At 68.0% G+C, this 8,708-nt stretch carries 10 protein-coding genes and 1 pseudogene; 7 read left to right on the top strand and 4 right to left on the bottom strand.

Annotated elements, in window-relative coordinates; genetic code table 11:
* Positions 1 to 560: 560 nt before the first annotated feature.
* The 3 genes from AB0M65_RS38965 to AB0M65_RS38955 are packed head-to-tail and all read left to right on the top strand — an operon-like array spanning position 561 to position 2,746.
* The gene (locus AB0M65_RS38965; protein ID WP_364040004.1) at positions 561 to 944 is read left to right on the top strand and encodes a VOC family protein; all 384 of its coding nucleotides are present in this window, start codon (positions 561 to 563) and stop codon (positions 942 to 944) included.
* A 25-nt stretch (positions 945 to 969) separates the two neighbouring features.
* Positions 970 to 1,848 (top strand): sigma-70 family RNA polymerase sigma factor, encoded by an 879-nt coding sequence (locus AB0M65_RS38960; RefSeq protein ID WP_364040001.1) that lies wholly within the window; start codon positions 970 to 972, stop codon positions 1,846 to 1,848.
* 58 nt (positions 1,849 to 1,906) lie between these two features.
* Positions 1,907 to 2,746, top strand: coding sequence for a methyltransferase domain-containing protein (locus AB0M65_RS38955; RefSeq protein ID WP_364039998.1), 840 nt, complete (start codon positions 1,907 to 1,909; stop codon positions 2,744 to 2,746).
* Position 2,747: 1 nt separating this feature from the next.
* Here AB0M65_RS38955 and AB0M65_RS38950 read toward each other — a convergent pair whose 3' ends face one another.
* Genes AB0M65_RS38950 through AB0M65_RS38935 form a run of 4 tightly spaced genes read right to left on the bottom strand, consistent with a single transcriptional unit; the run spans position 2,748 to position 5,468 of the window.
* Entirely contained in the window at positions 2,748 to 3,410 is a 663-nt protein-coding gene (locus AB0M65_RS38950) for a class I SAM-dependent methyltransferase (protein ID WP_364039995.1), read from the bottom strand.
* A 10-nt stretch (positions 3,411 to 3,420) separates the two neighbouring features.
* Entirely contained in the window at positions 3,421 to 4,179 is a 759-nt protein-coding gene (locus tag AB0M65_RS38945; protein ID WP_364039992.1) for a putative protein N(5)-glutamine methyltransferase, read from the bottom strand.
* Positions 4,176 to 4,943, bottom strand: a complete 768-nt coding sequence (locus AB0M65_RS38940) for an NAD(P)-binding domain-containing protein (RefSeq protein ID WP_364039989.1) — start codon at positions 4,941 to 4,943, stop codon at positions 4,176 to 4,178. The genes AB0M65_RS38945 and AB0M65_RS38940 overlap by 4 nt, the downstream gene beginning before the upstream one ends.
* 9 nt (positions 4,944 to 4,952) lie before the next feature.
* Positions 4,953 to 5,468 (bottom strand): DinB family protein, encoded by a 516-nt coding sequence (locus tag AB0M65_RS38935; RefSeq protein WP_364039986.1) that lies wholly within the window; start codon positions 5,466 to 5,468, stop codon positions 4,953 to 4,955.
* A gap of 110 nt (positions 5,469 to 5,578) precedes the next feature.
* On the opposite strand from AB0M65_RS38935, the pseudogene AB0M65_RS38930 reads away from it, so the two are divergent.
* From AB0M65_RS38930 to AB0M65_RS38915, 4 genes and pseudogenes are all read left to right on the top strand, one after another.
* Positions 5,579 to 6,043, top strand: a pseudogene (locus tag AB0M65_RS38930) (sigma factor).
* A gap of 92 nt (positions 6,044 to 6,135) precedes the next feature.
* Positions 6,136 to 6,291, top strand: coding sequence for a hypothetical protein (locus AB0M65_RS38925; protein ID WP_364039984.1), 156 nt, complete (start codon positions 6,136 to 6,138; stop codon positions 6,289 to 6,291).
* Between the two features lie 32 nt (positions 6,292 to 6,323).
* Positions 6,324 to 6,929, top strand: coding sequence for a TetR/AcrR family transcriptional regulator (locus AB0M65_RS38920; protein ID WP_364039981.1), 606 nt, complete (start codon positions 6,324 to 6,326; stop codon positions 6,927 to 6,929).
* Positions 6,913 to 8,532 carry an acyl-CoA dehydrogenase family protein gene (locus AB0M65_RS38915; protein WP_364039978.1) on the top strand — a complete coding sequence of 540 codons (1,620 nt, stop codon included), beginning with the start codon at positions 6,913 to 6,915 and terminating at the stop codon, positions 8,530 to 8,532. The genes AB0M65_RS38920 and AB0M65_RS38915 overlap by 17 nt, the downstream gene beginning before the upstream one ends.
* The last annotated feature ends 176 nt before the right edge of the window (positions 8,533 to 8,708 follow it).

Below are 8,708 nucleotides of genomic sequence, written 5' to 3'. Positions count from 1 at the left end.
CCGGTGTGTCATGAGGGGTCCCCATGAGACGTTTTTTGTCCTATGGGGACCCCTCATGACACACCGAGGCGAGAACGAGCTGGTCGGCGGCCGGCCGGGTGGCTTTGGCGGAACCCAGGGCTGACTGGAGCTGTCGTGCCTACCCGGCTTTGACGCCAGAGATGCCCAGGTTGATTCGTCACTGTGACGTATTGAGGACGGGTGATTGCTCATTCGCTTGACGTCTTCGGGGGCGCCACTCGCTGCTCAGGCGCCCTGGGCTTGGGTCGGGTCCAGGGCGCCTGACGAGAGCCATGCCCGCGCCCGCCGCAGAGAAGGAAGCTTCCCTGCATGACATGCGACGAAAGGTCCTGTCGGAGACCCCTCTCGGCCTCGTTATCCAGGTCAGCCAAAGCGCCGATAATGTACATTATGTCAAGTAACGCATCGGGCATGCCTCCTCTGTCGTTGACCGACGTCCCCCGGGAGGCAGGGTCTGTTACCTCTTCCCGCCGACTCCCGTCATATCGGCGCGACGACCGAGCCCCTTGGTCGTCGGACCGAAATGGGAGTGGAACAGGATGCTGACGAACATCATGTACGTGACGGTCTACGTCACCGATCAGGACCGCGCACTGAAGTTTTATACAGAAGGGCTCGGCCTCGAGAAGCAGGTCGACTACCCGGGTCCGGACGGACGCTTCCTCACCGTGGGCGTCGCCGGTAGCCCGGTCAAGATCATTCTTTGGTCGCATGCGCCGGCTGCTGGACAGCCCGCCGAGTCGGGTACCGCACCCGGGCCGCTCATCCTCGAGTCGGATGATCTGAGGAAGGACTTCGAGGTGTTTCGTCGACGAGGCGTGACCTTCGATGAGCCTGAACCGGTCGACTACCCGTTCGGTGTTCGCGTCGAGGCGGTGGATCCGGACGGCAACCGGATCTCGCTCCGCCAGCAGCGGGCATGATCGAAGCAACTCCGAGAAGGGTGACATGGTGATCGATGCCGGCCGGACGAATTCGGTGGCCGAGACGTTCGAGGGCCAGCGTGACCGGTTGCGTGCGGTCGCCTATCGCATGCTCGGATCGCACGCCGACGCCGAGGATGTGGTCCAGGAGGCCTGGTTGCGGCTCTCCCGCCAGGACGCGGCGGTCATCGGGAATTTGGCGGGCTGGCTGACCACGGTGGTCGGCCGGATCAGTCTGGACGTACTGAGATCACGTCAGGCCCGCCCGGAGGCTTACTACGGCGACGGGCTACCCGAGTCCGACCGGGCCGACAGCGGCTCCGCACCCGAGGATGACGTGGCGCTCGCCGATTCGGTAGGGCTCGCGCTCCTCGTCGTCCTCGAGTCACTCAAGCCGGGCGAGCGACTGGCGTTCGTGCTGCACGACCTGTTCGCGGTGCCGTTCGACGAGATCGGCCGGATCCTCGGCAAGTCCACCGACGCCACCAAGATGCTCGCCAGCCGCGCCCGCAAGAAAGTGCAGGCGACGGGACAGCCCGCTGTCGCCGGCGAGGTGCGGCGGGAGGTGGTCAAGGCCTTTCTGAAGGCCGCTCGGCACGGTGACCTCGAGGGGTTGCTGCGCGTGCTCGATCCCGGGGTGCGGCTGACCGTCGACACCCCTGATGGTCAGGTCGTCGTCCTCGGCGCCACCAAGGTCGCCGCGGGTGCGAAGCTTTCCGCAGCGTCGGCCGCGCAGGGACGAGAGGTGCTCGTCGACGGCCGTCCTGGTGTCGTGTCTTGGCACGACGACGGTGCCTTGCTCTCGGTCATCACGTTCACCGTGGTCGACGGCCGGATCACCGACATCGCGGCGGTGACCGACCCGGCCAAGCTCGCGGCGATGGAGCTGCCGTCGCCAGGGTGAGTTCTTGCCGGGTGCGCTAGCGTCTCCCCCGGAGTTCAAAATCTGGGGGTAGCTGAAGATGTCCGAAAGCACCGCTGCGCGCGTTGACCCGTCCAACGTGCAGATGTTGAACGCGTGGGACGGTGAGCAAGGCGCGTTGTGGACGAAACGCGCTCAGCGCATCAACGACGGCGTCGCCGCGTATCGGGACCCGTTTTTCGCCGCAGCGGACATCCAGCCTTCCGACCGGGTGCTGGATGTCGGCTGCGGTGCGGGCCAGACGACGCGTGACGCCGCGCGCCTGGCGACCGAAGGTTCGGCGCTCGGTGTGGACCTCTCTGCCGAGATGCTCGGCCTCGCTCGCCGGGTCGCCGAGCAGGAACGTGTTCCCAACGTTTCCTTCGAACAGGCGGACGCTCAGGTTCACCGGTTCCCCGAGGCGGGCTTCGACGCTGTGATCAGCAGGCACGGGGCGATGTTCTTCGGTACTCCCCTGGCCGCGTTCACCAATCTCGCGCGGGCGACGCGGCCGGGTGGCCGTCTCGTGCTGTTGACGTGGCAGCCGTTGCGGCTCAACGAATGGATCACCACCTTCCGGACGATCTTCGCCGCCGGCCGCGATGTGCCGTCTTCAGATCTCGCGTTGAGCGACCCTGCCGAGACCAAGGGACTGCTGACCGCTTCCGGGTACACCGACGTCCGATCGACACGGCTGAACCAGTCGATGTACTTCGGGCAGGACGTCGACGACGCGGCGGAGTTCATCGTCGAGCACCATGGCGAGCGAGCCCGGGATCTCGACGAGGCGTCCAGGGCGAAGGTCATCGACGCGCTACGTGCCGACCTCGCCGCGCACCAGACCGACCGAGGCGTCTTCTACGGCTCGGCGGCCTGGCTTGTCGAGGCTCGGCGTCGTTGACCTAGGGCGTGTCTGACACGCCCTCGTGCTTGCGGGCGATCAGGTAGGCCTGCGGCGTGCTCTCGAATTCCCCTGACGCTTCACGGACGAGTTGCGAGACCATGGCGAACCCGGCCTCCCCCAGCTGTTCGGCGATCTTGTCCGGCGGTAGCCGGTAGGCGTCACAGGTGATGTCGTGGCCGTAGGCGTGTTCGATGTGGCGTTTCTCGTCGCCTACCTGGAAGGCCACCATCAGGTGACCGCCGGGGGCGAGGATCCGGTGGAAGTCGGCGAAGATCTCGGGCAGCCGCTCGCGTGGGGTGTGGATGATCGAGTACCACGCGACGACGCCGGCCAGTGCACCGTCCTCAATGGACAAGCCGGGCATTTTCCCGATTTCGAAGTTCAGGTGCGGGTACCACTTCCGGGCGACGGCGATCATCTCCGGTGAGAGATCGATGCCGTGGACGTCGAGTCCGAGGCTGTGCAGGTAGTCGGTCACGCGGCCGGGTCCGCAGCCGATTTCGGCGACGTGTCCGCCGCCGGCGGCTTGGACGAGTTCGGCGTAGGCGCCGAGCATCGCGCGGTCCCAGGTGGATCCGGCGAGGTGGCCGCGGAGGACTTCGGCGTAGTCGGCCGCGACCGTGTCGTAGGCGGTGCGGGTTATTTGGAGGTAGTCGGTCACGGCGGCGACCCTATCCCCCGGCACCGACAACAATCGTCGCGTACAGCTCGTCGTCGGTGCACACTTCGGGGGTCAATCCGTTGTGCGCCATGGCTTCCGCGGTGTGCCGGGCCTGGCTCTCCCCTGTTTCGATCAGCAGGTGCCCGCCCGGCGCGAGCCATTGTGGGGCTTCGGCGGCGACGCGCCGGTGGACGTCGACGCCGTCTTGCCCGCCGTCGAGTGCGACGCGGGGTTCGTGGTCGCGGGCTTCGGGCGGCATCATGGCGATGGCGTCGGTGGGGACGTAGGGAGCGTTGACGATGAGGACGTCGATGTGGCCTCGCAGCGTTGCGGGAAGGGGTGCGAAGAGGTCGCCTTCGTAGACCTCTCCCCCGGCGTCGGCGACGTTGGCGCGGGCGCAGCGGACGGCGGCGGGCTCGATATCGGCCGCGTGGAGCCGGATCGCGCCTGCGCGGGCGGCCACCGCGGCGCCGAGGGCTCCGGTGCCGCAGCAGAGGTCGAGGACGACGGCTCCCGGCCGGGCCAGGGTGACGGCGTGGCGGACGAGTAGTTCGGATCGGCGTCGTGGCACGAAAACGCCGGGTTCGACGACGACGCGGAGTCCACAGAATTCGGCCCAGCCGAGGATGACTTCGAGTGGTTCACCGTCGACGCGTCGTTGGACCATGGTGTCGAGTTCGGCTTCTGTGCGGGCTTCGGCGCTTAGAAGCCGGGCTTCGTCTTCGGCGAAGACGCACCCGGCCGCCCGGAGTCTGGCGACGATCGTCACTGGTCTCGCAGTCTGTTCAGGATGCTGTCGAGTGCGTGGCGGACGGTGTCGGGGACGCCCTCGGTGCGCAGGTCGGTGAGGACTTGTTCGTTGAGGCCGCCGGGGGTCATGTGCTTGCCGGTGAGGGTTTCGAGGGAGCCGGTGTGGTCGAGCAGTGCTTGGCCGAGCTGGCCGAAGATGTGGGTGGTGAAGGTGGTGGCGACGGTGTCTTCGACGCCTTGTCCGGTCATCCAGGCGGCGATGGTGCCGAGGTAGTCGAGGTGGGCGGCGAAGGTGGCGGTCGCGGTGCTGAAGACGTCGAGGGCTTGTTCTTCGGCGGGGACGACGGTGCCTCCGGTGCGGGCGAAGAGCGCGCGGGCGGCGGCGTTGTCGGGGTACATCGCGGTGAGGCTTTGGCGGTGGGCGGCCGGGGGTAGCGGGATGCTCCGGACGATCTCGCCTGCCGGGGCGGCCCATTCGCGGAGTTGGGCGAGGTGGACGCCGGCGAGTGCGCTGATGAGGACGTGCTCTGGCCGGAAGGTGAGGTCGGTGAGGACTTCCTTGGCGATCGGCGGGCGGACGGCGAGGACGATGGTCGTCGCGTGGTCGAGGACGGCTTGGTTGCTGTCGCAGACCTTGACGTTGTCGAAGCGGTCGCTGAGTTCTTGTCCGACGCTGCGGCCGCGGGGTGAGAGGAAGATCGAGGGTGGGTCGGTGACGTCTTTGCTGAGGCCTTCGACGATGGCGGCGGTGATTTCGCCCGCGCCGACGAATCCGTACTCCATGGTCACTCCTCAGGCCCCGGTGTTGCCGTCGACGCGTTCGCGGATGAGGTCGGCGTGGCCGTTGTGGCGGGCGTATTCGCCGATCATGTGGACGTAGATCATGCGCAGCGAGAACGGGTTGCCGCCGTCGTCGAAGGTGTCGTCGAGTGAGCGGCCGGCGGCTGCTTCGTCGGCGAGGCGGATCTCTTCGAGGAGGGTGTTGTAGGCCTGTTCGGCCTGGGTGGCGTCGATGACCTCGAAGTCGTGGTCCTTGCCGAGGGCGGGGTCGTAGAGGGGGCCGATGTCCTGTGTCCGGTAGCGCAGGCGGAACCAGATGCGTTCGACCTTGGCCAGGTGCCGGATGAGGCCGAGCAGGGTCAGGTTGGACGGCGGGACCGAGGCTTGGGCGAGTTGTTCTCCGGTGAGGCCGGCGAGCTTGTGAAGGAAGGTGTTGCGGTGCCAGGCCAGCAGGCTGGGCAGGAGGATGCTCTCGTGCGCGGCGGTGTCGCCGGACGGGCGGGTCACCTCGGGGGCGGTCCAGGTCATACCGGCGATCATGCCATCGGGTGACGTGGGCTTTGTCGTGGGCTGAATCCTCTGCCCCCTGTGGGTGCTTTCGTAGGGGCCGGGGCAAGCCCGGCGCGGGAAGGGGTCGTGTGGCAGAGGCCGGTTGGCCGAGGGAGTCGTTGGTCGTGGCCGCGCAGGGCGGGGACGCGGATGCCATTGCCGCGCTGGTGTCGGGTTCTCATCCGCATGTGCGGCGTTTCGCGCGTTCGTTGTGTGCTTCGCCGGAGGATGCGGAGGATTCCGCGCCGGAGGCGTTGGTCATCCTGTATCGCAAGATCGGCGCCTTGCGGGCTTCCGGTGCGCTGGCGTCGTGGATGTTCCGGATCGTGCGTAACGAGTGCCTGGCGCCGGGCGCGGCGTGCGTTGCGTGGTGACGATCTGGTGGATCCCGGGGCGATGGTCTCGGCGGAGGACGACGTCCTGCGTCGGTTGGAGGCGCGGCGGGTGCGCTCGGGTCGAGCACGCCGGCGATGAAGTCCCGGTTGCACCGGGCCCGGGCGACGGTCCGCCGGTTGCTGCTGTACGACGTGGGTCTTCATGAAGCACACGAATAGCTCATGAGGTGCGCTCATGCTCGAAATCGGTTCGACGGTTTCCGACCTCGCTGACCGGTCGGAGTGGGACGCCACATGAGGCGGTCGGGCTGGTGCGGAAGGTGTTCGGGGCCATGCGGCAGTCCGGCAGTCTGCTGATCGACCGGGACGGGGTCGTCCGTCATGCCCATGCGGCGACGATGCCCACCAGCGGTTATGACAAGAAGGGCATCGCGAGGGCGATCGAGGGGTTGCTTCGAGTGCGTTGACTGAAGGTGTGAATCAGTGCTTCACTTCTTGGGTGCCGTACCGCCGAACCCCGAAGGTCCAGGAGCGTCTGGACGCCCAGCGTGACGCCGTCCTCGCCGCCGCCATGGAGCAGCTGGCCGAACGCGGGTACGCGGGGTGTTCGGTGTCGGCGGTCGCCGAGCGCGCGGGAGTGGCGGTCGGGAGCGTGTACCGCCACTTCCCTACCAAGGCCGCGCTGGTCGTGGAGTTGTTCCGGAAGGTCGTCACGCGTGAGGTCGAGGCCGTGCGCGAGGTGTCGGAGCGGCCGGGTACGCCCGCGGAGCGGGTCGTGGCGGTCTTCGACACCTTCGCGTCCCGTGCGTTGAAGACGCCTCGGATGGCGTACGCGCTGCTCGCCGAGCCTGTCGACGCGCCGATCGAGGCGGAGCGGCTGGTGTTCCGCCGGGCGTTCCGCGATGTCGTGGCCCAGCACGTGGCCGACGGTGTCCGTGCCGGGGTGTTCCCGGCGCAGGACGCCGAGGTCACCGCGGCGGCGCTCGTGGGAGCGGCGGCCGAGGTGCTGATCGGCCCGTTGACCACCGGCAGTGCGGACGAGGTGTCCGGGCTGCGCACTTTCGTCCTGCGTTCTTTGGGAGGTTCCGATGCCGATCACTCATGAGGTCACCAATCAGGTACCGCCGCTGGCGGATCACGACGTCGCCGCGGATCCGGCGTTGCTGGAGGCGCTGGAGCGGGCGGACGCCGGCTGGGCGGTGGCGGAGGTGCACGCGCTCGGCAGGCTGGCCGGGAGCGAGCAGGCGCAGGAGTGGGGCAGGCTGGTCAACGAGAACGAGCCGGTGCTGCGGACGCACGACCGGGTCGGAAACCGGATCGACGAGGTCGAGTTCCACCCGTATTGGCATGACCTGATGGACGTCGCGGTGTCCTACGGGCTGCACGCGGCGCCGTGGCGGGATTCGCGGCCGGGGGCGCACGCGGCGCGGGCGGCGAAGATGTATGTCTGGGGTCAGGTCGACGCGGGGCACACGTGCCCGATCTCGATGACGTACGCGGCGGTTCCGGCGTTGCGGTTCAACCCGGAGTTGTCCGAGCGGTACGAGCCGTTGCTGGCGTCGACGGAGTACGACTTCGGGTTGCGTGAGCCGGGCACGAAGCGCGGGCTGATCGCCGGGATGTCGATGACGGAGAAGCAGGGCGGTTCGGACGTCCGGGAGAACACGACGTCGGCGCGTCCGCTGGGTGATGGCAGTTATGTACTTGTCGGGCACAAGTGGTTCACCTCGGCGCCGATGTCGGACATGTTCCTGACGCTGGCGCAGGCGCCGGGCGGGCTTTCCTGTTTCCTGCTCCCCCGCGTCCTGCCGGACGGTACCCGTAACGGGATCCGGTTGCAGCGGCTGAAGGACAAGCTGGGCAACCGGTCCAACGCGTCGTCGGAGATCGAGTACGACGACGCGATCGGCTGGCTGGTCGGCGAGGAGGGCCGCGGGGTGCGCACCATCATCGAGATGGTGAACAACACCCGGCTGGACTGCGCGGTCGGGAGCGCGTCGGGGATGCGGTACGGCGCCGTGCGGGCCGTCCATCACGCGCGGCACCGGCGGGCGTTCGGGGCGAACCTGGTGGATCAGCCGTTGATGGGGAACGTGCTGGCGGATCTCGTGGTGGAGTCCGAAGCGGCGACGACGGTGGGGATGCGGCTGGCCGCGGCCACCGACCGGCCCGGTGACGAGCAGGAGCAGGCGTTCCGGCGGCTGGGGCTGGCGGTGACGAAGTACTGGGTGTGCAAGCGCGGCCCATCGCATGCGGTGGAAGCGCTGGAGTGCCTGGGCGGCAACGGATATGTGGAGGAGTCGGGGATGCCGCGGCTCTACCGTGAGGCTCCGCTGATGTCGATCTGGGAGGGTTCGGGCAACGTCGCGGCACTGGACGCGTTGCGGGCGATGGCGAAGCAGCCGGAGTCGGTGGCGGCGTACTTCACCGAGGTGGAGCAGGCGGCCGGTGCCGACGTGCGGCTGGACGACGCGGTGGGCAGGCTGCGCAAGGAACTGTCGGATCTGTCGGACATCGAGTACCGGGCGCGGCGGCTGGTCGAGTCGATGGCGCTGGTGCTGCAAGGCTCCCTGCTGGTGCGGCACGGGACTCCGGCGGTGGCGGACGCGTTCTGCGCGTCGCGGCTGGGTGGTGACTGGGGTGTCGCTTTCGGGACGCTCCCGTCGGGTGTGGACACCCGGGCGATCGTGGCCCGCGCGGAGGTCTGAGGGGCAGGCGATCGGGGCTGTGTCCGGCGAGGGCTGCCCTGGTGTTGCGAAAGCCACTCTCATGGGTGTTCTGTCCAGGGTGTCATGAGTGGCAAGTCGGCTGCTCTCCCGGCCCCATGAGGGTGCTGTGTGGCTGATGCCCCCAATGCCACATTGGAGACACTCAACGTCTCCAA

The organism is Amycolatopsis sp. NPDC051071, from assembly GCF_040682875.1.
Classification (GTDB): domain Bacteria; phylum Actinomycetota; class Actinomycetes; order Mycobacteriales; family Pseudonocardiaceae; genus Amycolatopsis.
The sequence above is the reverse complement of the archived record's forward strand: the minus strand, read 5'-3'. Positions and strand labels throughout refer to the sequence as shown.